Genomic DNA, 26546 nt, shown 5'->3' with positions numbered 1-26546 from the left:
ACAGTGACCTCCTATATGTTTAAATTTTGGTTATCTAAAAAATGTGGATAACTTAAAAGAATGAGCATAGTCGATTTTAGCATTTTTTTTAAACTTTTTCCACAAGCAATTGTTCAATGTGGAAAAAAAGTACACAAGGGTGAAAAAAGTTTTCCACAGGGTGTCGACACTTGCGGAAGAGAATGGTAACTGAACAAGTTATCCACAAAAAGTTGAGAATAATTAAGCTTGATACAATCATGTTTCAAGAACTTATCAACAGTCAAAAAAACACCTGTGCAAAACTTTTTAACAGGCTGTTTTTTTGTGTAAAACTAGTGGAAAAATGGCTGTGAACAGAAAAAAATGTGGAAAACTATCCACAAGCTACTCACAGGAAAATTTAATTTGTGGATAATTGAAACGAATCTTTCTCAGGAAATATTTCTTAAATTTTATTGACAAAAGACCCTATTACTCGTTATACTATCAAAGTATGTCTATATATTGATGGATAGTTACAATTTCAGGAGGTGTAATTGCATGAAAAGAACGTATCAACCAAACAAACGTAAACGCCAAAAAGTTCACGGATTCCGTAAACGTATGAGCACTAAAAATGGCCGTCGCGTATTAGCAAGCCGTCGTCGTAAAGGTAGAAAAGTTATTTCTGCTTAATGATGGTCTGGTCTTTTAAACAGTCAATTTCTAAGAACCCTTAGTTATCTCCATAATTTTTTGGAAGATGTGAAGATAACTAAGGGTTCTTTTTCTATTTTCAATAAAAGAAAGCAGGATTCTATAGAAAAGGCTACTAAAAAAGAGCGGAAATATGCTATTATTATTAAGAAGTAAAAAAATATAGAAACAAAGGGATGCCGATGAAAAAGTCCTACCGTGTCAAGAAAGAAAAAGAATTTCAACAGGTGTTTAATAAAAAACAATCTTGTGCAAATCGTCGTTTCGTTGTGTACGTTTTAGAGAAACCACAACAAGCCCATTTTCGAGTGGGAATTTCTGTTGGGAAGAAAATTGGAAACGCGGTCACAAGAAATGCTGTGAAGCGGAAAATCCGCGCGAGTTTATTTCAATTAAAAGACCGTATCTCTCCAGAAATTGATTTTATCGTGATTGCACGTCCAGGATTGGAAAAGTTATCGTCTGAAGAAGTGAAAGCTAATTTAACACATGTGTTAAATTTAGCTAAAATATTAGATGTAAGAGAGGGAATTGAGTAGTGAAGAAGTATAAGCGCTTATTATTAATGGCTGGGTTAATGACCTTAGTCTTTGTTTTATCCGCCTGCGGAACCGCGCCCGTAAGTGAAAGTAGTACAGGAATTTGGGATCGATACATTGTTTATTATTTTGCCCAAGCGATTAAGTTCCTATCATTAGGCGGCAGTGTCGGAATTGGGATTATCCTATTTACGTTAGTCATCCGGATTATTTTATTGCCGTTGATGCATTTTCAAACGAAGAGTATGCGTAAAACACAAGAGTTGCAACCGCAATTAAAGGCCTTGCAACAAAAATATTCTTCAAAAGATCCTGAAACACAACGCTTATTCCGAGAAGAACAGCAACGTTTGTATGCAGAAAATAATGTGAATCCTTACATTGGCTGTTTACCACTGTTGGTTCAACTACCAATCATGATGGCTTTGTATCAAGCCATTTCGCGCGTGCCTGAATTAAAAGAGGGAACGTTCATGTGGTTAAGCCTCGATAAGCCGGATCCGTATTTAATTTTACCGATTTTAGCGGCTGTCTTTACGTTTGCTAGTACGTATCTTTCAAGTATGAGCCAACTAGAAACAAATGCCTCACTGAAAATTATGAATTACGTTATGCCAGCGATGATCTTCTTTATGGGGATTTCATTAGCCAGCAGTTTATCTCTTTACTGGGTGGTCTCAAATGCCTTCCAAACAGGGCAAACATTGTTATTAAACAATCCATTCAAAATCCGTAAAGAGCGGGAGGAAGCAGCACGTCAAGCCAAAGCACGGGAGCGAGCGCTTGAACGAGCAAAAAGTCCTAAGAAAAAAGGGAAGAAAAAATAAAGGAGGTCGTTCAGATGCCGATTTATGAAGGAAATACAATCGAAGAAGCAACGCAGAAAGGCTTACAAGCACTTGGTTTAACCAAAGAGGATGTTACAATTGATGTGTTAGACGAAGGAAAAAAAGGATTTTTAGGTCTAGGAAAAAAACTTGCCCAAATTTCAATGGAACCAACGATTAGTGAGCAAGTCACAGAAGCGGTCGAAGAAACAGTGGAAGATATTGTTGTTGCCGATGAAGCAAAAGCAGTGGAAGAAGCAGTTGAGGAATTAACCGAAGCAATTCCTAGTCTCTCAGAGGAATCAACACATTCTTTAGAAAATCTGGAAGACGAAGCTGCTATTACTGAATTAGCGATGTATTTAACGAATATTTCAAATGAACTGAACGCCCCTGCCATGGTTCGCATAGCGCGCGAGAATGGCAATATTATCTTCCATTTAGAAACAGAAAAACAAGGTATCTTAATTGGAAAACACGGAAAAGTGTTAAATGCGTTACAGTATTTAGCGCAAGTCTTTATTCACCGCATTGCAAGCAATAAGCTATCGATTGTTGTGAATGTCGGAAATTATCGTGAAAAACGTCATGAAATTTTGGAACGTTTAGCGAAACGCACCGCGGAAAAAGCCAAACGCACTGGGCGGCCAGTCTTCTTGGAACCAATGCCGGCTTTTGAAAGAAAACAAATCCATCACACGCTAAGCAAAGATGAGCAAATCAAAACCCATTCTGAAGGGGATGAACCTTATCGTTATTTAGTGGTTGAACCAGTTAAGAAGTATTTTTAAACAATCAAAGAAACGTTGGCAATTATCAGTAGGAACTGAATAGTTGCCAACGTTTCTTTGATTTCACAGTGAAATGATTTTTTTAGCCGTTTCCGTTTCTTTTTTGTGTTATGATAATCAGTAATTACTCCAATAGTAAGTTCAAATGAAAAAGTTTTGTAAAGAGACGTAGGGGGAGCAACAGGTATGCGTACGGAGAAAATACTGGTTGTAGATGATGATGCAACGGTTCGTCGCTTGATTTGGAAAGCATTACAATCAACAGGTATTCTTATTTACCAAAGTGAATCAATTGAAAAAACAAAAGATATCGTGTCCAGAGTCACCTTTGATTTGTTCATTTTAGATGATACTTTGGAACATGACAGTGATGGTTACTACTTAGTCCAAATGATTAGAGAGAAATATCCACTGGTGCCAATTATCTTTTTTAGTAGCAAAAAAGAAGAAGAGGATATCATTGCAGCCTTGGAAATGGGCGTAGATAGTTATATAACGAAACCTTTTTCTTTGAATGTTTTTAAGGCTCAGGTGATTGCTTCGTTGAATCGGGCTCGAATGATTAAAAAACAATTGAATGTTTATAAAAAAGAAGAGTTACAAGTAGGCGATTTCCGTTTTGATTATGGTCGTTATCAACTATTTAAAAAGGATTTACCTATTCCATTGTCTTCGAAAGAAGTTCAATTAATTCAATTTTTTCTGGAGAATCCCGAGCAAGTATTCTCTAAAGAACAAATTTACAGTAGCGTTTGGGGCACCGGAGATGTCGATGCGAATACGATTATGGTTTTTATTAATCGTTTACGAAGTAAATTAGAAGAAAACCCGAAAGAACCTTGTTACCTTCGGACCGTTTGGGGCATTGGTTATACCTTTACGCCAAATGGTTGTGAACAAAAAAAATAAAAAAAGGCCCGCAGTCGCTAGTTCAACTGCGGGCCTTATTGGCTTATTCAATTTGCCGACGTTCCATTTCTTTCAAAATAAATTGAAGCGAACGATTTAGATGTTCATGGGTTAAAAGTGTAATCTGGTCAATATTCTTTGTTTTCATTCCGCGAAAAATTAACCAATGTTCTTCCAGTGCAATACTGCGACGTTCTGAGGCACGAATCGCAATATCTCTGAAATAGATTAAGTAAGCATGGAGATCAGTCACAATTTTTTTTAAACGTAGCATCTGACTCTTAGTATAAATAAAGGAATTAAAATCTGAAAAGTTCTGTAGTAAGTCATCTACTTGGTCGTTTTTATTGTATTGCTCACCTTGATGAAGTAAGGCTTCCAGTTCATCAAAATCTTCTGGTGTCATGAGTTCCATAGCTTTAATGGTTGCTAAAGTGTCCAAAGATTTACGAATATCATAGATTTCATAAGCATCTTTCATACTAATCCCTTTGACCACGATACCCACCATAGGTATATGTTCCACCAATTGTTCTTTGACCAATTCTTGCAAAGCAAAGCGAATGGGCGTCCGACTAATGTTTAATTGCTCGGAAAATTCTTTTTCGTTAATCCGTTCACCCGCAGGAATATCCCCTAAAATAATGGTTTTTTTAAAGGCTTCATAGGTACAGATTTTTAGAGGTTTACTGCTGGTTAAATCTAAGTTCCGTTTTACTGCTTCAACCGTTGGATTCATATGAGGCACCTCCCTATAGGTTATTTTTATAGATAATAAATATAATATTAAAAAAGAAAATATAACGCAAGAAAAGACTAAATGAAAAGAAAACCGAGGAGAAAAGGCACTCCTACGGTTTCAATGATAACGTTTAATTTTGTGGAATAAATAGAGGCATGTGCCCTAACGCAACAATGGTTACAATAAAGATAACGAAAATTCCTAAAGCGTATTTTGCTGATTCTTTTTGCCATTGCCCCATATCTAAGCCAGTTAAACGTAATAACAAGTAGATAAATGCTACTAATGGACTTAATAAGTGGAATGCTTGTCCCATTAAAGAAGCTAAAGCCATAGACATGTTATCAAATCCATAAGAACGGCCAGCTTCTGCAAGAACTGGCATCACACCAAAATAGAAGCCATCATTTGAAATAAAGAAGGTTCCTGGCGCCGAAATGAACGCAATCACTAAGCCCCAAGCGCCGGCTAATTGTTTTGGAATAATATTGACAAAGCTATTTGCTAAGGCATTGGCCATACCAGAACCTTGGAATAAGCCCATGAAGACGCCGGCTGCAAAGACCAAGATAACCACCTGTACAGCATCGCCAGCGTTCGCACTGATGCGACTGCTTTGATCTTTTAATTTTGGATAGTTAATCATTAAAGCAATACAAGTACCGACTAGGAATAGTAATAGCGGTGGCATTTCAATCCATGAAGGCAAACCTAATTGACCCACGAAGGAGCTTAGGACTAACCAACCAATTAAGATAATCGTTAAAATGCCATTGAAAGCAAAATTCTTTGGACGACGAATTTCTAATAACTCAGGATCGTTAACAATAGTCATTTCTTCTAATTCTTTATCCGTAAGAGCTGTCACACCTAAGCGAGCACGTTCTTTTTTCCCCATACGATAAGCAACAAAGAAGATAACATATAATACAGATAAAATCATACCAGGTGCTAAATAAGAAAGAATGTCGGCATCAACTTCTAGTACGGCCATGGCACGAGCTGTTGGGCCACCCCAAGGTAATAAGTTCATAATGGTGTTCTGTAAAATAACAAGCACACCTAAGTTCATCATTTTCATATTAAGTTTTTTATAGATCGGGATAAATGCAGAACAGCAAATTAATGTCGTCGTTGTTCCGTCTCCGTTTAAGGAAACAGCAGCAGCAACTACCGCAGTAGCCATCAAGACTTTCATCGGATCGCCTTTAGCAAAGTAAATCATTTTTTTAGTGATAGGATCAAACAAACCAGCATCTAACATAATAGAGAAGTAAAGAATGGCAAATAATAACATAATACCAGTTTTTGAAGTAGTTGAGATCCCATCTAAGACGAAATTCCCAATGTTGACTTCAGGGACAACGCCGTCAGCGCCAGGTGGCGGACTCGCTACCCCAGTTGCAATTGCAATCAAAGTAAAAATAAGAGGAATAATTACTAAAGATGTAAACGGTGACAATTTCTTTTTCATGATTACATACATAAAGATGATAATCATACCATAAGCTAAAATAGTGAGTAACATGTTTTTCTTCCTTTCTTTTTTAGAACTTTCTTGTAAGCGTTAACAACCGGTGTTAATAAAAAAGAATAGCCATGAGAAATGTTTCACAGTATTCTGGTTTACAACAAAAAATATTTTTTGTGTTTGTCTATAGTGTGAGAATATACAAACTTTCGCAGAGAATAAAGAGCCTAAAACAAAAAGAACATCAAAAAAACAATTCAACAATCAATTTCTTATTAATAACTTAATATAATATTAATAGAATCTTAACGGCTGATAAATGCTTATATATCAATGTTTATAGAGTTTTTTTCACAAAATAAACAATAAAAGAACAATCTGGGCTGGTGTTTTCACTAGGTTTTTTAACTGTTTTTTCTATAATGGACGTATACCAAGAATTAGTGAAAGGAGAGACAATATGGGCCTATTTAAGTCCTTATTCAAGAAAGAGCAACACACGCAGGATACCGAGATTAATGAAAGCGTTATCCAACGTGAAGCGGATAACTTGGAAAAGCGATGGATAGATATACCAGCATATATTCCTGCTGAGCCAAAAGAATATCAATTGGTAAGTATTGTGGCCACTGCCATCGCAGCAGGAGAGTTTCCGGAAAGTCGTTTTGTCATCAAAAAAATCGCAAAACGAAATCCAGAAGCAAAAGAAGTTGCCATTATTGCAGCAAGTATAGCTGCAGAGCTTTCAGAAGAGTCTCAGCTAGTTGTCAAAAGAATTTCAAAACAAAACCTTGAGGAGGATCATTATGTTACGCAAATTTAAAATTTCAATTGATGGGAAAGAATATTTAGTCGAGATGGAAGAAATCGGTGGCGTCCCACAACCAGCACCTGTTGCGCCCCAACCAACAGCCCCAGTTGCTACGACAGAAACGCCAGCTCCTGCTGTTGAAGAAGCCTCAGCACCAGCGCCAGCGGCACAGACAGCCGCCCCAGCAGGAGCAGATGCAATGCCAGCGCCAATGCCAGGAACTGTGTTAAAAGTATTAGTCAATGTTGGTGATACGGTGTCAGAAAACCAACCATTGTTAATTTTAGAAGCAATGAAGATGGAAAACGAAATCGTTGCAGGAAAAGCAGGTACGGTAACAGGAATTCATGTTACCCAAGGCCAAATTGTGAATCCAGGAGAACCATTAATAACAATTAATTAGAATTAATTTAAGAAGAGGAAGTGATTTGTGTGGAGACACTGATTCAAGGTGTTATAGGAATGGGCCAAGAGCCAGGACGCATTGTGATGATGCTGATTGGTGGACTATTAATGTATTTAGGAATAAAAAAAGAGTATGAACCAACACTTTTAGTGCCAATGGGTTTAGGAACGATTTTAGTGAACTTTCCTAATTCTGGCGTATTGAGCGCTGGCGGCGAACCAGGTCCGTTTAATGTTCTTTTTGATTTTGGAATAAAAACAGAATTATTCCCGTTATTATTATTTATTGGGATTGGGGCAATGATTGATTTCGGTCCATTATTACAAAATCCGTTTATGTTGATGTTTGGTGCCGCTGCACAGTTTGGGATTTTCTTTACAGTTATTATGGCTGTTTTATTAGGTTTTGATTTAAACGATGCTGCTTCGATTGGGATTATTGGTGCCGCCGATGGTCCAACGTCCATTTTCGTAGCAAATACCTTACATTCAAAATACATGGGGGCCATAATGGTTGCCGCATACTCCTACATGGCGTTAGTTCCGATTATTCAACCAGTAGCGATTAAAGCAGTGACGACGAAAGCCGAACGTCGTATCCGTATGACTTATCGGGCTGGGGAAGTTTCTCAAACAGCGAAAATTCTTTTCCCAGTTGTTATTACGATTGTCGCTGGTTTAATCGCGCCTGTGTCCTTACCATTAGTTGGTTTCTTAATGTTTGGGAACTTATTAAGAGAATGTGGCGTTTTGGATCGCTTATCCATTACAGCTCAAAATGAATTGGTGAATATTATTAGTATCTTGCTAGGACTATCTATTTCCGTTAGCATGAACTATGCAGAGTTTTTAAAAGTCGATACGTTGATGGTTATTGGCTTAGGGTTAGTCGCCTTTATTATGGACTCAGTCGGCGGCGTGCTTTTTGCTAAATTCTTGAATTTATTTAGAAAAGAAAAAATCAATCCAATGATTGGTGCTGCGGGTATTTCCGCTTTCCCAATGTCTAGTCGGGTCATTCAAAAAATGGCTACGGATGAAGACCCACAAAACTTTATTTTAATGCATGCTGCTGGTGCCAACGTTTCAGGACAAATCGCTTCTGTAATTGCTGGTGGCTTACTATTAGCCTTTTTAACATAGGACGGAAAGGAGAACGAATACATGTCTGTTAACATGGAAGATTTAAAAATTGCTTTTGAACTGTTAGGTTTTGGTTGGGGCGGCGTTTTCGTTGTTTTATTTATCATTTATCTAGCATCTAAATTACTATCAAAATTATTCCCGATTAAAAAATAAAGGAGGTTATTGCTGTGAGCAGCGTATATACAATGAAAAGAATCTGGTTGCAAAAAGATAAAAAAGCTTATCAAGCTTGGCGCGAATTAATGGAAAAAGCTGAATTGCAAACGACAGAAGCACTTGATTACACCGTTGGCATATATGATGACACAGCATTAATCGCCTCTGGCTCGCTTTCAGGCAAAACGATTAAGTGCGTGGCCGTTTGTAAAAAATATCAATCTGAAAATTTGTTAACTCAATTGGTGGTTCATCTACTTGAAAAACTGAGAGAAGAAAACCAATTACACACTTTTTTGTATACAAAACCAAAAAATGAACAAATTTTTCAGTCGCTAGGCTTTCAAAAAGTGGTTGCGAACCAAGAGGTGCTGTTTATGGAGCAAGGCAAACCAGATTTTGCCGATTATCTTGGTTACCTGACACAGCATAAAAAAGCAGGGCCAGCCAGTAGCATTGTTATGAATGCAAATCCTTTTACGAAAGGCCATCAGTACTTAGTCGAAAAAGCAGCCAAAGAAAGTCCGCACGTTTATGTGTTTGTTTTATCTGAAGATAAATCGCTGTTTTCAAAAGAAGCACGTTTCGCAATGGTGCAAAAAGGGGTAGCCCATTTACCCAATGTGACAGTCCTATCTACAGAAGATTACTTAGTTTCGTCGGCGACTTTTCCTACCTATTTTTTGAAAGAAAAAGCGCCATTAGAGGTAGCTGCAATTCAAGCAACGCTTGATGCAACGTTATTTAAAGAAAGAATTGCGCCAATACTTGAAATTCAGCAACGTTATGTGGGAGAAGAGCCTTATTCAGAAGTGACCGATGTCTACAATCAAGCAATGCAACAAGTTTTCGGACAAACGATAACGCTAACCATTGTCCCGCGATTAGCGATTGATGGAGAGCTGATTAGTGCGACGAAAGTTCGCAAAGCGATGGCTGAAGGCGACAAAGAGACACTCAAGAAGTTTTTACCAGCAACAAGTTATCAATACTTAGTAGAACACAAGAAACTAATGAGGTGAAGAAAGTGAAGATTATCAAAAATGCTACTGCAGGGACAGTAGAATCAAGTGATATTATGATTACCGTCCAACCCATTGAAGCAACAGAAAATACCATTGAATTAGAAAGTAGTGTCGAAAAACAATTTGGCAATCAAATTCGTCAGGTGATTACGACAACTTTGGAACATTTAGATGTCCAAGGCGTTGCGGTCAAGGCGATTGATAAAGGGGCGTTAGATTGTACGATCAAAGCGCGGATGATTACAGTTTTACATCGAGGCGCTGAAAAAGAAACGTATGATTGGAAGGAGTTGGACTCATGGAACGTTTAAGAAGAACAATGATGTTTGTCCCTGGAGCGAACGCAGCAATGCTAAGAGATGCACCTTTGTATGGGGCAGATTCAATTATGTTTGATTTAGAAGATGCGGTTTCATTAAAAGAAAAAGACTCTGCCCGTGTTTTAGTCCATTCTGCTTTGAAAACTTTCGATTATGGCAATATTGAAATTGTTGTTCGGATCAATGCTTTAGATGCCGGTGGCGCAGAAGATATTGAAGCGATGGTCTTAGCTGGTGTCGATGTGATTCGTTTACCAAAAACAGAAACAGCCCAAGATATCATTGATGTCGAGGCAGTCATTACAGAAGTAGAACAGCAAAATGACATTCCCGTAGGAACAACGAAAATGATGGCTGCTATTGAATCGGCCGAAGGTGTTCTAAATGCGCCCGCGATTGCCAAAAGTTCAACTCGCTTGATTGGCATCGCGTTAGGCGCCGAAGACTATGTTACCAATATGAAAACACGGCGCCATCCAGATGGCCAAGAACTATTCTTTGCTCGTAGCATGATTTTACATGCCGCTCGAGCAGCTGGGATTGCAGCTATTGATACGGTTTATTCAGATGTGGACAATACGGAAGGCTTTGAAGCTGAAGTTCGTTTGATTAAACAGTTAGGTTTCGATGGAAAATCGGTGATTAATCCTCGTCAGATCCCATTAGTTAATAATATTTATGCGCCAACAGAAAAAGAAATCCAGAATGCTAAGGAAGTAATCTGGGGCATTCGGGAAGCCGAAGCAAAAGGGTCAGGCGTTATTTCTGTAAATGGAAAAATGGTTGATAAACCAATTGTTGAACGAGCAGAACGGGTCATTGCGTTAGCATTGGCGGCTAAATTAATTACCGAGGAGGAAATATAGACATGGTAGTAAATAAAGTAGGCAAAGACATTCCTCAATCTTATGCAGAGCAATACGGCATTTATGAAGGAGAATTAGCACACATTGATGCTTATCAAGAAGCGAGCCGAGCAATTAAACCAGTAAAACCTCGGGACACAAAGCTTTTAGGAAGCATTCGTGAAGCAATTGAAAAAACAGGTTTGAAAGATGGCATGACCATCTCTTTCCATCACCATTTCCGTGAAGGAGACTATGTGATGAATTTAGTTTTAGCCGAAATTGCCGCAATGGGGTTGAAAAATATTTCGATTGCACCTAGTTCAATTGCAAATGTTCATGAACCTTTGATTGAACACATTAAAAATGGAGTAGTCACCAACATTACTTCTTCTGGTTTGAGAGATAAAGTGGGGGCCGCTATTTCCGCAGGTATCATGGAAAACCCTGTGGTGATTCGTTCACATGGTGGCCGAGCACGGGCAGTAGCAGCAGGCGATATCCATATTGATGTGGCCTTCTTAGGTGCGCCAAGTTCAGACGCTTATGGAAATGCGAATGGCACCAAAGGAAAAGCCACCTGTGGTTCTCTTGGTTATGCGATGGTCGATGCAAAGTATGCGGATCAAGTAGTCATCATTACTGACACATTAGTGCCATATCCTAATACTCCTATTAGTATTCCGCAAACAGATGTTGATTATGTAGTAGAAATTGATGCAATTGGTGATCCAGATGGAATTGCTAAAGGCGCAACACGTTTTACAAAAAATCCTAAAGAATTGCTGATTGCTGAATATGCCGCAAAAATAATTACACATTCTCCTTACTACAAAGAAGGCTTCTCATTTCAGACTGGAACAGGTGGCTCTTCACTTGCAGTTACACGGTTCATGAGAGAACAAATGATTAAAGATGGTATTAAAGCAAGTTTCGCTTTAGGGGGAATTACGAATGCAATGGTGGAACTTTTGGAAGAAGGTTTAGTAGAAAAAATTATTGACGTCCAAGACTTTGATCATCCATCAGCTATTTCTTTAGGGGAAAATGCCAATCATTATGAAATTGATGCCAATATGTATGCTTCACCGCTTAGCAAAGGGGCGGTTATTAATCAATTAGACACAGCTATTTTATCTGCTTTAGAAGTAGACACAGATTTTAATGTAAATGTCATTACTGGTTCAGATGGTGTCATCCGTGGTGCTTCTGGCGGACATTCCGATACAAGTATGGCTTGTAAAATGAGTCTAGTGATTGCACCACTTGTTCGTGGACGGATTCCAACAATTGTTGAGCAAGTAAATACAGTCGTTACACCAGGTACGAGTGTCGATGTCGTAGTAACAGAAGTCGGCATTGCAATCAATCCAAAAAGAACAGACTTAATTGATTGTTTTAAAGCTTTAGACGTTCCTCAGTTTACATTAGAAGAGTTGAAAGACAAAGCCTACAATATTGTCGGCACCCCAGAACCAATTAAATATGGAGACAAAGTCGTTGCGTTAATTGAATACCGAGATGGTAGTCTAATTGATGTGGTACGCAATGTTTAATGGGGAAAAAGTAACACTTTTAGAGATGTTAGATGCTCGCGAACAAAGAGCTGCCACACAGAAGGAGTTGTTAGAAACAGCACCAGAAGCTAGTCTCTTATCTGCCACAATGAATATCCCTGGAGAAGTAAAAAATTCGCCCACCTTAACGGCTGTTTTTTTAGAAGTAATTGACGAAGTCGAGCAACAATTGCTGGATCAAGTACCGATTGTTAATTTTTACCGGAATGAAAAAACAGGGCCTGAATATTATTTGGCGGTTTCGTTAGCCCCGCAAGAGTTAAAACAAAGAATGGTCAAAATTGAAGAAACACATCCTTATGGTCGTTTAGTGGACCTAGATGTTTTATGGGGAAATGAGGAACTAAAAAGCCTTCATCGAGGAGATTTAGGCTTGCCACCACGGCGCTGTTTTGTTTGCCAAGAAGAGGCGAAAGTCTGTGGACGAAATCGACGTCACAGTCTTGAAGCAATGCAAGAAAAAATAACAGAAATAATTTTGACACGAAAGGAGCAGCCAAGTGAGTAAAAAAATTCGTTTTACAGAAACGGTGCTACGGGATGGACAACAAAGTTTAATTGCAACACGGATGCCAACCTCAGATATGCTGCCGATTATTAAAACAATGGATGAGGCAGGATTTCATGCATTAGAAATGTGGGGCGGGGCAACGTTTGATTCCTGTGTCCGCTATTTAAACGAGGATCCTTGGGAACGTCTTCGCCAAATTCGCAAAGAAGTTAAAAATACCAAACTTCAAATGTTATTACGAGGACAAAATTTACTAGGATATCGTCATTACGCTGATGATGTGGTGCGGGCCTTTGTCGAAAAATCAGTTGAAAATGGGATTGATATTATTCGTATTTTCGATGCCTTGAATGATGTCCGTAATTTACAAACAGCAATTCAAACAACAAAAGAAGCTGGCGGACACTGTCAAGCAGCGATTTCTTATACCACGAGTGAAATTCATACCATCGATTACTTTGTAAAATTAGCCAAAGAATTAAGTCAAACAGGAGCGGATTCCATTTGTATTAAGGACATGGCAGGCGTTTTGACGCCACAAACTGGTTTTGAATTAGTGAGCAAAATGAAAGATGCCATTGATTTACCTTTAGAGGTGCATACGCATGCGACTAGTGGTATTTCTGAGATGACCTATTTAAAAGTTGCTGAAGCAGGTGCGGATATCATCGATACAGCTATTTCTTCTTTCGCTGGCGGTACGAGTCAACCAGCTACAGAATCTGTGGCCATTGCGTTAGAAGATTTAGGCTTTGAAACAGGTTTAAATATGGAAAAAGTAACAGAGATTGCTGACTATTTCAATCCGATTCGTGATCGCTTTAGAAGTGAAGGCATTTTAAACCCTAAAGTTAAAGATACAGAACCGAAAACCTTGATTTATCAAGTGCCTGGTGGTATGTTATCAAACTTATTAAGTCAATTAACGGAGCAAGGTTTACAAGACAAATATGAAGAAGTTTTAGCTGAAGTACCTAAAGTAAGAGCGGATTTAGGGTATCCACCACTAGTTACGCCGCTTTCACAAATGGTTGGAACACAAGCCTTAATGAATGTGATTTCTGGGGAAAGATATTCCTTAATACCGAATGAAATCAAAGATTATGTGCGCGGAGAATACGGCAAATCACCAGCACCTATCGCAGAAGAGATTAAACAAAAAATCATTGGGGATGAAGAAGTAATCACTTGTCGACCAGCTGATTTATTGAAACCAGAGTTGCATAGTTTAGAAAATGAAATCCAACAATATGCAAAAACTGAAGAGGATGTCCTATTATACGCGATGTTCCCACAACAAGGAAAAGACTTTTTAGGCCGTCGCGAAGATCCTTTTTACGACGTACCGTTACAGAAAGTGACAGTCAAACTTGACTTGCCAGAATAGAACGGGCAAGTGCTCCGCAGATGCATAAAGAAGCAAGGGTTTGAGCGACGATAACGGTTGTTCAAACCCTTGCTTCATCAAATAGAAAAAAGGCAGCCCGTGAAAGGAAGTGACAATGTGTTAGAAGAAGTTCTAGCAATTCATCAAAAAAATATTGGTGTGCTAAGTCTTGAAGCAACAGAAGCGGTATTAAACCATCATGATTTAGCCAAAATGTATACACCTGGTGTCGCAGAATTGAGTTTAATGATTGCCCAAAATCATGAATTAGCGCGCGAGTGGACCATTAGTGGTAAGTTAATTGCGGTTATTACAGATGGATCAGCTGTGCTGGGACTTGGCAATATGGGCACGCAAGCGGGCTTGCCAATTGTTGAAGGCAAAGCTTTACTTTATAAAAATTTAGCCGGTGTCGATGCTATCCCTTTAGCACTGGAACAAAAATCAGTTGACGAGATGGTTCAAACAATTGAAAATTTACAAAATAGTTTTGCAGGAATCCATTTAGAAGATATTTCTGCACCAAAATGTTTTGAAATTGAAGAAAAACTTCAACAACGTTTGAACATTCCTGTGTATCATGATGACCAAGAAGGAACAGCCATCGTCGTTTTAGCTGGGCTAATTAACGCAGCTAAAATTAAAGGAAAACCTTTAAATGAATTACGTGTGGTGATTAACGGAGTTGGTGCTTCTGGTGTAGCGACTGCTAAGTTATGTATTCAAGCGGGGATTACGCATCTCACTTTAGTAGATCGCCAAGGTGTTTTAAGAGAAGAAGACCCGACATTAAATCCTTACCAACATGCTTTGCTTCAACAAGTGATAAAACCGTCAGTAGAAAACAAAGATTTAGCCACCGCTGTCGTCAATCAGGATGTTTTTTTAGGCTTATCAGAAGCGGATGTGCTAACGCCAGCCCTGATTGAATCAATGAATCCAGATCCGATTATCTTTGCTTTAGCAAATCCTAAACCAGAAATTGAACCAGCCCTCGCTCAAGCCAGTGGTGTCCGTTTATTAGCAACAGGTTCTTCCAAATATCCGAATCAAGTGAACAACATTTTAGCTTTTCCAGGTCTTTTTAAAGGGTTATTGGCAGCGAAAGGTAGAAAAGTCGATGTCGGTTTGCAAATGGCAGTAGCACGCAGCTTGGCCGCTATGATTTCAGAACCCACAGCAGAAAAATTCATACCTAATGTATTTGATGGCGGCGTAGTTGACACGGTTTTTAATGCTGTACTAGACTATATAAAACAAGAAAAGGCCACGACAGAAGAAGGGACGTAGAAGGCAATGACAAAGCAAGCAAGGAGTAAGTTAGCACAGCAAGCACAATTGGCACTACTCTATGAAGTGACCTGTTTAAATAAACCAGGCTTGGTGGATCCAGTCGATGCAGGCGCCCATCAAGATATGGATGTTTTCACTTTTTTAGAAAGTAGTGTGGTTTTGACTCCTTATTTTGAAACCTTCGTTCAAGCTGGGACAGAGCTACGTCATTTGCCGATTGAGGCAACATTTCGCACGATTCGACAAGTTGGTTTAGAAGCAGAACGAGCGATGTTTGAGGCAACAGAAGGTATCAATACACATAAAGGAGCGATTTTTTCTCTAGGTATTTTTTTAGCTATCTGTGGTCGTCTAATGATTTGGGAGACCCCTTGCACCTTACAATTGTTTCAACAAACGCTTCAAACAATGACGCAAGACTTACTGGCCGATTTTGAAAATCTCGCTACGAATGAGCTAGAAAAACTAACTTGGGGTGAACGATTATTTGTTCAGTATGGCTTGACTGGAATCCGTGGTGAGGCGCAACAAGGGTATCCAGCTGTCTTTGAACAGGGAGTACCTTATTATCGAAAACATCAAGGCACACAACAACAAAAACTCATTGATACGCTCCTTTATTTATCGCTCTATGTTGAGGATACGAATTTGATTAAACGAAGTCAGAATGTCCAAATTTTTGAAGTATATCAACCGTTAGTCCAAGAATATTTTGCTTTAGGGGGGACACAAACATTACGAGGAACCATTTGCTTAGAAACATTGAATCACTTATTCAAAGAAAAAAATTGGAGTATTGGTGGCAGTGCAGATGCTTTAACTTTGGTGGTATTTTTAGATAAACTAATGAAATTAAATTGGCTGACTGCTTAATTAAAAAGATAGTTACAACGCTGACTTGGCCAGTTATTTTGACCTTGTATGCCTGTGGAAAGGTCTAAAGAGAATTCAAGAAAGCGATTGACAAATACCACGAAACACAGTATATTTTATTACGAAATCATTCTTATCAGAGTATACAAATACGATGATAAACAGTTGAAGCGAATCTTGATTTGCTTTTCCTAAACCTGATTCTTTTAGAATCAGGTTTTTGTTTGTCAAAAAGGCGGCATTCGTTTGAAAACGGTTGTCGCCTTTTTTTATGAAAATTTTTTAATGTAAAAAATTCTATAAAATAAATTCTTAAAAATAGAAAAATTGTTATAGATTAGAGTCATTTTTTTGATGTAAAGTTTTTATAACTTATAGCCACAAAATTGATAAAAACAGTCAGCAAAGCAGGAAAAATAATAGCGGAATTTCTCAAAAAAATAAAAAAATTTTCTGTTATTTAATTAACAATTTATCAAACGATAAGTTATAATAAAATAATTTATTTATCTTTAATGATTAGAGAGAAACGTATAAACTTCCTCATTTTCCTCTCATTGTATAATAACTCACTAATGACTTAGTGAGTTTTTTAACATACGCATAATGTTTGTTATCAAATAGATTTTTATATAAAAATTCACAGCATTATATTTTGAAAAGCTGAGGAAATGTACTAAACTGCAAGTGTTAAATCCATTTAAATCGCTAAAGGGGGAGATGAACAACTAGGGGAAGCTAATGATCTTGGTATTTATCGTTTATTTTAAAGAAAAGAGGGACGATCAGATGAAAAAGAAAATTGTTGAGGATTTTAATCGGAAAAGTCAGCATAAAAAATGGACAAAACGCAAGATGCTTAATTTAGCAATATCAAGTGGTTTATTATTTACGTCATTAGCAATTCCTGTAAGTATAGCTGTAACCTCTGGCACAATCAGTGCATCAGCAGCGGTCTTGGATATCGAACTATTATCAAATGTTACGTCAAATAATGACAGTGGTACTTCAACGAGTAATCGTTGGACAGCCGCAAACCAAAATCAACCAGTTAATTTCACGATTTCTGGAGGCGCTTTAGCCGATGCTTCCGCTGTGTTTAGTGGACAAAAGCAAGCGGTGTTAGTGGTTCCTCCTGAGTTAAGAGGAAGTGTAGCTGCAGCAGGCAGTGCAGCTATCGATACCAATGTCACGATTGATCTTTCAAAAGTTACTTTTTTGACCGCTGTTTTGAATGCGGCCAATGATTTAACCAATGTCATTACTCAAATTACCAGTGGGGCGTTAGGGAATTTAACTGGTGTTAATATTGATTTGACGGAAGTGAATCGTCAATTGGAATTAGTCAATAATATTGAAAACTTAGGTGCTGCTTCATTTACAGCACCGCAAACGTTAGCAGCTGACGGCTCATACATTAGCGCACCGATTAGTGATGGTTTAGGGTTAGTTTTAGCCCAAAATGTTTCAAACATCTTACAAGATTTGAATGCGGCAGTTCAAGCCTTGGAGGCAAAAGGAACCAGTATCCCAAGTAATCTTGTCGCCGCAGCCATAAATGCAGCCTTGCTTCCTGTCAAAGGCACGGTAAACGTGGCTGTTTCAGGTGCTTTGCCTTTATTAGCGGTTGGTGGTTCAGGCGTAAATGAGTTAGTGGATGCTTCTTTACTAGGCGCAACCACGGTTACTTTACCAACTACCGTTTCAACACCTCAAAATTTATCCAATAATTTAGATGCTCGTTTTGTAGGAACAGTCGTTCAAACAGACCTTTTAGACGTTAATTTATTAGCAACAGCAGATGGTGTGTCCAACATTTATTTTGCTGCAGGTACTACTAGTGAAGTAACTGCACCAACAATCACAGGAGTGACAGGTAATTCAACGGCAGGTTACGAGATCAAAGGAACTGCTGACGCCAATGCCACGGTTGAAATTCGAAATGCAGGAGGCACCGTGATAGGCACAGGCACCGCCGATGGGACAGGGGCATTTACAGTTACCATTCCCGCAGGTGAAGCAGGAGCGAATGAAACGTTAACCGCCGTAGCGAAAAACGCCAGCGGCACAGAAAGTACGCCAACAACGTTCCAAACGCCAGCGGATGAGACAACCGTAACCGCACCAACAATCACAGGAGTAACAGGCAATTCAACGGCAGGTTACGAGATCAAAGGAACTGCTGACGCCAACGCCACGGTTGAAATTCGAAATGCAGGAGGCACCGTGATAGGCACAGGCACCGCCGATGGGACAGGGGCATTTACAGTCACCATTCCCGCAGGTGAAGCAGGCGCCAATGAAACATTAACCGCCGTAGCGAAAAACGCCAGCGGTACAGAAAGTACGCCAACAACGTTCCAAACGCCAGCGGATGAAGCAACCGTAACCGCACCAACAATCACAGGAGTGACAGGTAATTCAACGGCAGGTTACGAAGTTAAAGGAACTGCTGACGCCAATGCCACGGTTGAAATTCGAAATGCAGGAGGCACCGTGATAGGCACAGGGACCGCCGATGGAACAGGAGCATTTACAGTCACTATTCCTGCAGGAGAAGCAGGTGCTAATGAAACGTTAACCGCCGTAGCGAAAAACGCTAGCGGCACAGAAAGTACGCCAACAACGTTCCAAACGCCAGCGGATCCTAATACACCCGTGGCAACGCCAATTGTTGAGACTGTAACAGGTAGCACAACAAAAGGCTATGAAGTCACAGGGACTGCTGAAGTTGGAACCACCATTGAGGTTCGCGATGCAGCGGGCACGGTTCTTGGTACTGCAACAACTGGAACTGACGGAAAATATACAGTAACTTTAGATCCAGGAAAAGCAACAGCAAATCAAACGCTGAGCGTGGTAGCGAAAAACGCTAGTGGCACGGAAAGTCAACCAGCAACGGCGACAACACCAGCTGATGTCACTGCACCAACAGTTGATAACATCACAGGCAACTCTGGTTCGGGTTATGAAATTACAGGAACAGCAGACCCTAATACAACAATCGAAGTTCGTGATCCAGCTGGGGCAGTCATTGGTACAGGTACCTCTGATGCGAATGGTGATTTTACTGTAACGCTACCAACGGGAACGACAAATCCTGGGGATACGTTAACAGTAATTGGAAAGGATAACGCGGGAAATGAAAGTCAACCGACCGAAGTACTTGTTCCTGCTGATGCCACGGTTACAGCACCAACTGTAACAGGAGTAACAGGTAATTCAGTTGCTGGCTATCAAGTGACAGGCACTGCTGATCCGAATGCTACCATCGAAATTCGTGATGCAGATGGGAACGTGATTGCAACAGGGACTGCCGATGGGACTGGTTCCTTTGCCGTGAACCTTCCAGCTGGGACGGCAAGTGCGAATGAAACATTGACAGCGTTAGCCAAAGATCCTGCTGGCAATCCAAGTACACCGACAACCTTCCAAACACCAGCAGATGAAGTAGTGGCACCGCCAAGTGTTGACAAAGTTACCGGGAATACAACACAAGGTTATCAAGTGACAGGTACCGCTGAACTTGGCACTACCATTGAGGTTCGTGCAACAGATGGAACAGTTTTAGGCACCACAACAACTGGACCGACTGGCCAATATACTGTGACGTTAGCTTCAGGAAAAGCAACAGCTAAACAAGCAGTGAATGTGGTTGCTAAAAATGATACTGGACTTGAGAGCCAACCGACTACAGCTATGACACCAGCTGATGTTACCACACCAACAATTGGTGACATTACTGGAGATTCAACAACTGGTTATGAAATCACTGGGACGGCGGACCCTAATACTACCATTGAGGTACGGAACCCAGACGGAACAATTATTGGCACAACGACAACGGATGATCAGGGAAACTTTACTGTAGACATTCCAGCGGGAGCCGCTAATCCTGGTGATACATTAACTGTTGTTGGAAAAGACGGTGACGGCAATGAAAGTCAACCAACGGAAGTGACGGTTCCTGAAGATGCAACCGTGGCAGCGCCAACTGTGACGACTGTTACAGGAACAACTGCTACTGGGTATCAAGTAACCGGTACGGCAGAGCCAAATGTCACCATTGAGATTCACAATGAAGCAGGTTTAGTTATTGCTACGGGAATGACTGATGGTGCTGGCGCCTTTACAATCACTCTTCCGACGGGCACAGCAACAGCCAATGAAGCTTTAACTGCCGTTGCGAAAGATGCTACTGGGAAAGAAAGTAATCCGACTGCATTCAAAACACCTGCTGATCCAGATGCACCAGTCGCGACACCTACTGTTGACAAAATCACTGGTAGCACGACAAAAGGCTATCAAGTAGTAGGAACAGCAGAAGTTGGTACAACAGTTGAGGTGCGTGACGCAGATGGCACAGTCCTTGGCATGACAACGACTGGAATTGATGGCAAATATACAGTGACTTTAGAGCCAGGAAAGGCCTCAGCTAACGAAACAGTAACTGTCGTAGCGAAAAATGCAACAGGGACAGAAAGCCAGCCGGCTACAGCAACTACACCAGCCGACTTAGCCACACCAACCATTGACTCAATTACCGGAAATTCTGGTAAAGGGTACGAAATCACTGGCACGGCGGATTCACAAACCACCATTGAGGTTCGTGATGCAGATGGCACAATCATTGGTGCTACAACTGCAAATGAAACCGGCCAATATACGGTGACTCTACCAGCTGGCGTAGTGACACCAGGAGAAACGATTACGATTATTAGCAAAGATGGCGCTGGCAATGAAAGTCAGCCAGCTACAAAAGTTATTCCAGCGGATGTTGTTTTAGCGGCGCCAACCATTACGAAGGTTGAAGGGAACAAAGCTAATGGCTATACGGTCACTGGAACTGCTGATCCAAATGTCACGGTTCAATTTTATAATAGCAGTGAACAATTGTTGGCAAGTGGCAACACAACTGCTGGAGGTACCTTCTCCGTTCATATTGCAGCAGGGTTAGCAACAGAAAAAGAAACGTTAACCGCACTAACCACAGATACACAAGGAAATGTGAGTCCTAAAACCACATTTATGACACCAGCCGATATTACGGGAGAACCAGAAATTAAAATTGTGGCACCAACTGTTTCTTCAGTTTTAGGAACGTCTAAAGCCGGCTACCTCATCAAAGGAACAGCTGAACCAAACCGAATCATTCAAATTAGTAACCGACTATTAAGAAGTGTGATTGCTGTAGGTGCCACCGATGCTGAAGGTAACTTCGCTATCCAATTAACAGCGGGCCAAGCGACTGCTCAACAAAGTTTACTTGCGACAGCTACAGATGGCGCAGGACATTACAGTACGGCTACAACCTTCATGACGCCAGCTGACCCAACAAATCCTGGAGGAGGCAATGGTAACACTGGCGGAAATAACGGCAATACAGGCGGCAACACAGGAAACAATGGCGCAACTGGCGGGAATAATGGGAATGGTTCAAACACAGGTTCAAATCCAAATGGGGGTTCTGGTTTAGGCACAACAGGTTCTGGCTTAGGTTCACTAGGCAATGGCCTCGGTACAAATGGTAGTGGCTACAACCCGAAACTAAGTACCATTAGTTATGGCACTGGAAATCACGGGAAAACAGGCTACTTACCTAGTACAGGTGAAAAAGAGTCCTCAGCCGTGACAACGAGTTTGTTTGGTGCCTTTGTCGCATTCCTTGCGAGCATGGGAATCATCAAACGCAAACGTAAAAACTAGCTCTCTCCTTTAATTCCTATAGATGAGAAAACGTATTGTTGAGAATTCCCCACTCAATGATACGTTTTCTTGTTCCATTTAATGAAGAAAAATTGCCAAATAGAATAAAATGTGCTATTCTATTTTCAGAAAATCGAAGGAACAAGCAGTGAAAGTGCTAAATCCAACCTGAATTTTTTAATGCAGGAGGAGTGGGCGCTTTTTTTGTTGTTATGAAGAAAGGAAGCTAATTATGCAATCAGCTACAATGGAATTTGATACAATTGCGGCGATTTCTACGCCGCCAGGTGAAGGTGCGATTAGTATTGTTCGTTTAAGTGGCGAGCAAGCAGTTGCTATTGCAAACAAAGTTTATCGGTCAGGCACTAAAGATTTAGCTAAAGTCCCCACGCACACGATTCATTATGGTCATATTGTTGATCCGCAAAACGATCAATTGATTGATGAAGTCATGCTTTCTGTGATGCGGGCGCCGAAAACATTTACACGAGAAGACGTGGTAGAAATTAACTGTCATGGCGGCATTGTCGTGGTGAACCAATTACTGCAATTACTGTTACGTGAAGGCGCACGAATGGCCGAACCTGGGGAATTTACAAAACGTGCTTTTCTAAATGGCCGAATGGATCTTTCACAAGCAGAAGCAGTGATGGACTTAATTCGTGCCAAAACGGATAAAGCGATGAATGTTGCATTGAACCAATTGGATGGTAACTTGTCGACGTTAATTCGTTCATTAAGACAAGAAATTTTAAATACTTTAGCACAAGTAGAAGTAAATATTGATTATCCAGAATATGATGACGTCGAAGAATTAACCACGAAACTACTTTTAGAAAAAGCCGAATTTGTGAAAGCACAGATTCAACAATTATTAACGACCGCTAAACAAGGAAAAATTCTTCGTGAAGGCTTAAGTACGGCGATTATTGGCCGACCAAATGTCGGGAAATCCAGTTTGTTAAACCATTTGTTGCGAGAAGAAAAAGCGATTGTAACAGACATTGCTGGTACAACACGTGATGTCATTGAAGAATACGTTAACGTTCGTGGCGTTCCTTTAAAATTAATTGATACAGCGGGGATTCGCGAAACAGAAGACATTGTTGAACGAATTGGTGTCGAACGCAGCCGCAAAGCGTTAGCAGATTCGGATTTAATTTTGTTAGTCTTGAATCAAAGCGAAGAATTGACAGAGGAAGATCGGCAACTGTTGGAAGCAACGAAAGGCTTAAAACGCGTCATTCTTTTAAATAAAATGGACTTGCCGACAAAACTAGATCCTAACGAATTACAAGAATTAGTCCCTGCAGAAGAAATTTTATCCGTTTCAGTGTTATCAAACACAGGCTTAGACCAGTTAGAAGCGAAAATTGCTGATCTTTTCTTTGGCGGCCAAACAGGCGAAAAAGATGCTACCTATATTTCTAATACACGTCATATTGCTTTGCTGGATCAAGCAGCGCTTTCGTTACAAGAAGTGATTAACGGCATCGAAGCAGGTATGCCAGTTGATTTAGTTCAAATTGATATGACCCGTTGTTGGGATTATTTAGGGGAAATCGTCGGTGATAGTGTCCAAGATGAATTAATTACACAGTTATTTAGTCAATTTTGTTTAGGAAAATAAGACAAGAGAGGAATTTTTTATGAATCAATATCAAGCAGAATCATATGATGTTATTGTCGTCGGTGCTGGACATGCTGGCTCTGAAGCAGCCTTAGCAGCCGCACGAATGGGCGTTAAAACGTTACTTTTAACGATTAATTTAGATATGGTTGCTTTTATGCCATGTAACCCTTCTGTTGGCGGACCTGCCAAAGGAGTCGTTGTCCGAGAAATCGATGCATTAGGCGGCGAAATGGGTAAAAACATTGATAAAACCTACATCCAAATGCGGATGCTAAATACTGGTAAAGGTCCAGCGGTACGTGCGTTGCGCGCGCAAGCCGACAAACATGCCTATGCGACAGAAATGAAACATACCATTGAAAAAGAAGAAAATTTAACACTTCGTCAAGGGATTGTTGAAGAATTAATCGTGGAAGATGGCGTTTGCCGTGGTGTTGTAACTTCAACAGGTGCCGCGTACCATAGTCAAGCAGTGGTGATTACTGCCGGGACTGCCTTGCGTGGCGAAATTATTATTGGTGAATTAAAATATTCTTCAGGACCAAACAATTCGCAACCTTCCGTTGGTTTAGCCAATCATTTAAAAGAATTAGGTTTAGAAATCGATCGCTTTAAAACAGGAACGCCGCCACGAGTAAAATCAAGTACGATTGATTATTCTGTGACAGAGGAACAACCAGGCGATAAAGAACCCAACCACTTTAGTTATAGCACGCCAGATAGTGCCTATAATCAAAACCAAGAACCTTGTTGGTTAACTTATACGAATGAAACAACGCATGAAATTATTCAAAAAAATCTACATCGCGCCCCAATGTTTACTGGGATTGTTGAAGGTGTTGGCGCTCGGTATTGCCCATCCATCGAGGACAAAATTGTTCGCTTTTCAGACAAACCAAGACACCAATTGTTCTTGGAACCAGAAGGGTTGAATACCGAAGAAGTTTACGTTCAAGGCTTATCTACTTCTTTACCAGAAGATGTGCAAACAGAAATGCTTCATTCTATTGAAGGATTAGAAAAAGTAGAAATGATGCGTACAGGTTACGCTATTGAATACGATGTAGTAGTCCCTCACCAATTACGCCCAACATTAGAAACAAAGGTCATCGAAAATCTTTATACAGCAGGCCAAACGAACGGAACTAGTGGCTACGAAGAAGCTGCTGGTCAAGGTTTGATGGCAGGGATTAATGCTGCATTGAAAATTCAAGGCAAAGAGCCTCTTGTTTTAAAACGTAGTGATGGCTATATTGGCGTCATGATTGACGATTTAGTTACAAAAGGTACCAACGAACCTTATCGCTTGTTAACGTCACGTGCGGAGTATCGTTTGATTTTACGACATGACAATGCAGACTTACGTTTAACAGAAATGGGTCATGAAATTGGTTTAGTTAAAGAAGAACAATATGCCGCCTATCTAGTCAAAAAAACGGCTGTTGAAGCGGAAATTGCCCGCTTAGGTAAACATCGGATTAAACCAACAAAAGAAGTGCAAGCATTTTTGGAAACCAAAGGCGCTGCTGGCTTAAAAGACGGTATTTTAGCAAGCGATTTTCTGAAACGCCCAGAAATCAGTTATCAAGAAGTCGCTCAATTTATTCCCGCACCTGAAGAGGCGCTCGATCCGAAAGTGATTGAACAAGTAGAAATTCAAATCAAGTACGAAGGCTACATTAAAAAAGCCATGGAAAAAGTTGAGAAACTAAAACGCATGGAAGCAAAACGCATTCCAGAAAACATTGATTACCAAGCGATTAACGGCTTGGCGACAGAAGCAAAACAAAAACTACAAAAAATCCAACCAGAAACGATTGCCCAAGCAAGCCGTATCAGCGGTGTGAACCCCGCTGACATTAGTATTTTGATGGTCTACATCGAACAAGGAAAAATCGCGAAAGTGCAAGGATAATAAAAATTTGAAGCAGTTGCTTCTTCACAATCAATCATCCGTGAAGAAGCAACTGCTTTTTTGTTTTGAATTAGTCTACTTTTTTTTCTAAACTGCAAAAAAAGACTGTCTTAAATAATTTCACAAACTGACCTATACTGAAAGCGCAAACAAATGATAGGAGTGGAACAAATGACAGATTGGTTAGGAATTAAAGGAAAAGTAGTGATTGTTACAGGAGGCTCATCTGGTATTGGTTGCAGCATTGTTGAAAGCTTGTTAGCGCAAGAGGTCTATGTCGCTAATTTTGATATTTCAGCATCAGAAACGCAACATGAGCATTTACTCTTTGTGAAAGTCGATGTAACTTCTCGAGCAGAAGTAGAAGCGGGTGTCGCTCAAGTGGTGGAAAAATTTGGAACCGTAGATGGCCTAGTAAATAACGCCGGAATCAATATTCCTCGTCTATTGGTGGATAAAAATCATCCTCATGGGCCTTATGAATTATCGGATGAGGTATTCGACAAAATTGTAGCCATCAATCAAAAAGGGCTCTACCTAATGAGCCAAGCAGTGGGCCGGATTCTTGTACAAAAACAAGCAGGTGTCATTATTAATATGTCTTCAGAAGCTGGATTAGAAGGCTCCGAAGGGCAAAGCGCCTACGCTGCAACGAAAGCAGCGGTCAGCAGTTATACACGTTCATGGGCTAAAGAGTTAGGAAAATCAAACGTCCGTGTCGTGGGGATTGCGCCAGGCATTATGGAAGAAACGGGCTTGCGCACTTTAGCATACGAAGAAGCATTGGCTTATACACGAAATATTTCTGTTGAGCAATTGCGAGCAGGTTATTCAAAAACAAGTACGATTCCATTAGGTCGTAGCGGAAAACTCCATGAAGTCGCTGACTTAGTATGCTATTATTTATCAGACCGTTCAAGCTATATTACAGGCATCACCACAAACGTAGCTGGAGGTAAAACAAGAGGATAGAGGTGGGAAAACTA

General features: G+C 40.1%; 23 protein-coding genes. 21 read left to right on the top strand and 2 right to left on the bottom strand.

Annotated features, from left to right (window positions below):
- Nucleotides 1–522 precede the first annotated feature (522 nt).
- The 5 genes from rpmH (at nt 523) to IGL49_RS12130 (ending at nt 3744) form a co-directional block, all read left to right on the top strand.
- A complete protein-coding gene (gene rpmH / locus IGL49_RS12150) occupies nt 523–657 on the top strand; it encodes a 50S ribosomal protein L34 (RefSeq protein WP_002356012.1) in 135 nt (44 codons plus the stop codon).
- Nucleotides 658–860: 203 nt separating this feature from the next.
- A complete protein-coding gene (rnpA, locus tag IGL49_RS12145; protein ID WP_002356011.1) occupies nt 861–1217 on the top strand; it encodes a ribonuclease P protein component in 357 nt (118 codons plus the stop codon).
- Nucleotides 1217–2044, top strand: a complete 828-nt coding sequence (locus IGL49_RS12140) for a YidC/Oxa1 family membrane protein insertase (RefSeq protein ID WP_104853901.1) — start codon at nt 1217–1219, stop codon at nt 2042–2044. Before rnpA ends, IGL49_RS12140 begins: the two co-directional genes overlap by 1 nt.
- A 14-nt stretch (nt 2045–2058) precedes the next feature.
- Nucleotides 2059–2835, top strand: coding sequence for an RNA-binding cell elongation regulator Jag/EloR (gene jag, locus IGL49_RS12135; RefSeq protein WP_002356009.1), 777 nt, complete (start codon nt 2059–2061; stop codon nt 2833–2835).
- 186 nt (nt 2836–3021) lie between these two features.
- Nucleotides 3022–3744, top strand: a complete 723-nt coding sequence (locus tag IGL49_RS12130; protein WP_104853900.1) for a response regulator transcription factor — start codon at nt 3022–3024, stop codon at nt 3742–3744.
- A gap of 43 nt (nt 3745–3787) precedes the next feature.
- Here the strand turns inward: IGL49_RS12130 and IGL49_RS12125 are convergent, their stop codons facing one another.
- Together IGL49_RS12125 and IGL49_RS12120 are read right to left on the bottom strand one after the other, a co-directional pair.
- The gene (locus IGL49_RS12125; RefSeq protein ID WP_104853899.1) at nt 3788–4483 is read right to left on the bottom strand and encodes a GntR family transcriptional regulator; all 696 of its coding nucleotides are present in this window, start codon (nt 4481–4483) and stop codon (nt 3788–3790) included.
- Nucleotides 4484–4616: 133 nt separating this feature from the next.
- Entirely contained in the window at nt 4617–6014 is a 1398-nt protein-coding gene (locus IGL49_RS12120; protein WP_104853898.1) for a CitMHS family transporter, read from the bottom strand.
- A gap of 403 nt (nt 6015–6417) precedes the next feature.
- On the opposite strand from IGL49_RS12120, the gene IGL49_RS12115 reads away from it, so the two are divergent.
- From IGL49_RS12115 to IGL49_RS12040, 16 genes are all read left to right on the top strand, one after another.
- On the top strand, nt 6418–6780 hold the full coding sequence (locus IGL49_RS12115) for a hypothetical protein (RefSeq protein WP_002356004.1): 363 nt from the start codon (nt 6418–6420) through the stop codon (nt 6778–6780).
- Nucleotides 6764–7171 carry an acetyl-CoA carboxylase biotin carboxyl carrier protein subunit gene (locus tag IGL49_RS12110; RefSeq protein WP_104853897.1) on the top strand — a complete coding sequence of 136 codons (408 nt, stop codon included), beginning with the start codon at nt 6764–6766 and terminating at the stop codon, nt 7169–7171. The genes IGL49_RS12115 and IGL49_RS12110 overlap by 17 nt, the downstream gene beginning before the upstream one ends.
- 29 nt (nt 7172–7200) lie before the next feature.
- Nucleotides 7201–8316 carry a sodium ion-translocating decarboxylase subunit beta gene (locus IGL49_RS12105; protein WP_002383526.1) on the top strand — a complete coding sequence of 372 codons (1116 nt, stop codon included), beginning with the start codon at nt 7201–7203 and terminating at the stop codon, nt 8314–8316.
- 21 nt (nt 8317–8337) lie between these two features.
- Nucleotides 8338–8472: an OadG-related small transporter subunit gene (locus IGL49_RS12100; protein ID WP_104853896.1), complete on the top strand. Its 135-nt coding sequence runs from the start codon at nt 8338–8340 to the stop codon at nt 8470–8472.
- 32 nt (nt 8473–8504) lie between these two features.
- Nucleotides 8505–9497, top strand: coding sequence for a [citrate (pro-3S)-lyase] ligase (citC, locus tag IGL49_RS12095; protein WP_164982947.1), 993 nt, complete (start codon nt 8505–8507; stop codon nt 9495–9497).
- Between the two features lie 5 nt (nt 9498–9502).
- On the top strand, nt 9503–9811 hold the full coding sequence (gene citD, locus IGL49_RS12090) for a citrate lyase acyl carrier protein (RefSeq protein ID WP_104853894.1): 309 nt from the start codon (nt 9503–9505) through the stop codon (nt 9809–9811).
- Nucleotides 9799–10686 carry a citrate (pro-3S)-lyase subunit beta gene (citE, locus tag IGL49_RS12085; protein ID WP_002376284.1) on the top strand — a complete coding sequence of 296 codons (888 nt, stop codon included), beginning with the start codon at nt 9799–9801 and terminating at the stop codon, nt 10684–10686. Before citD ends, citE begins: the two co-directional genes overlap by 13 nt.
- A gap of 2 nt (nt 10687–10688) precedes the next feature.
- A complete protein-coding gene (gene citF / locus IGL49_RS12080) occupies nt 10689–12221 on the top strand; it encodes a citrate lyase subunit alpha (RefSeq protein ID WP_104853893.1) in 1533 nt (510 codons plus the stop codon).
- Nucleotides 12214–12750 carry a citrate lyase holo-[acyl-carrier protein] synthase gene (citX, locus tag IGL49_RS12075; protein ID WP_002383528.1) on the top strand — a complete coding sequence of 179 codons (537 nt, stop codon included), beginning with the start codon at nt 12214–12216 and terminating at the stop codon, nt 12748–12750. The genes citF and citX overlap by 8 nt, the downstream gene beginning before the upstream one ends.
- The gene (locus IGL49_RS12070; protein WP_104858266.1) at nt 12743–14140 is read left to right on the top strand and encodes an oxaloacetate decarboxylase subunit alpha; all 1398 of its coding nucleotides are present in this window, start codon (nt 12743–12745) and stop codon (nt 14138–14140) included. Before citX ends, IGL49_RS12070 begins: the two co-directional genes overlap by 8 nt.
- Before the next feature lie 117 nt (nt 14141–14257).
- Complete coding sequence (locus tag IGL49_RS12065; protein WP_104853891.1) at nt 14258–15430, top strand: NAD(P)-dependent malic enzyme; 1173 nt, start codon at nt 14258–14260, stop codon at nt 15428–15430.
- Nucleotides 15431–15436: 6 nt separating this feature from the next.
- Nucleotides 15437–16306, top strand: coding sequence for a triphosphoribosyl-dephospho-CoA synthase CitG (gene citG / locus IGL49_RS12060; RefSeq protein WP_104853890.1), 870 nt, complete (start codon nt 15437–15439; stop codon nt 16304–16306).
- Nucleotides 16307–17047: 741 nt separating this feature from the next.
- The gene (locus tag IGL49_RS12055) at nt 17048–22012 is read left to right on the top strand and encodes an Ig-like domain-containing protein (RefSeq protein ID WP_104853889.1); all 4965 of its coding nucleotides are present in this window, start codon (nt 17048–17050) and stop codon (nt 22010–22012) included.
- 232 nt (nt 22013–22244) lie between these two features.
- The gene (gene mnmE, locus IGL49_RS12050; protein ID WP_002379284.1) at nt 22245–23642 is read left to right on the top strand and encodes a tRNA uridine-5-carboxymethylaminomethyl(34) synthesis GTPase MnmE; all 1398 of its coding nucleotides are present in this window, start codon (nt 22245–22247) and stop codon (nt 23640–23642) included.
- Nucleotides 23643–23661: 19 nt separating this feature from the next.
- Complete coding sequence (mnmG, locus tag IGL49_RS12045; RefSeq protein WP_104853888.1) at nt 23662–25560, top strand: tRNA uridine-5-carboxymethylaminomethyl(34) synthesis enzyme MnmG; 1899 nt, start codon at nt 23662–23664, stop codon at nt 25558–25560.
- 171 nt (nt 25561–25731) lie between these two features.
- Nucleotides 25732–26532 (top strand): SDR family oxidoreductase, encoded by an 801-nt coding sequence (locus IGL49_RS12040; RefSeq protein WP_104853887.1) that lies wholly within the window; start codon nt 25732–25734, stop codon nt 26530–26532.
- Nucleotides 26533–26546: the final 14 nt, after the last annotated feature.

It is taken from the genome of Enterococcus sp. DIV1337a (assembly GCF_051712285.1).
In the GTDB taxonomy this organism is placed as follows: domain Bacteria; phylum Bacillota; class Bacilli; order Lactobacillales; family Enterococcaceae; genus Enterococcus; species Enterococcus faecalis.
The sequence above is the reverse complement of the archived record's forward strand: the minus strand, read 5'-3'. Positions and strand labels throughout refer to the sequence as shown.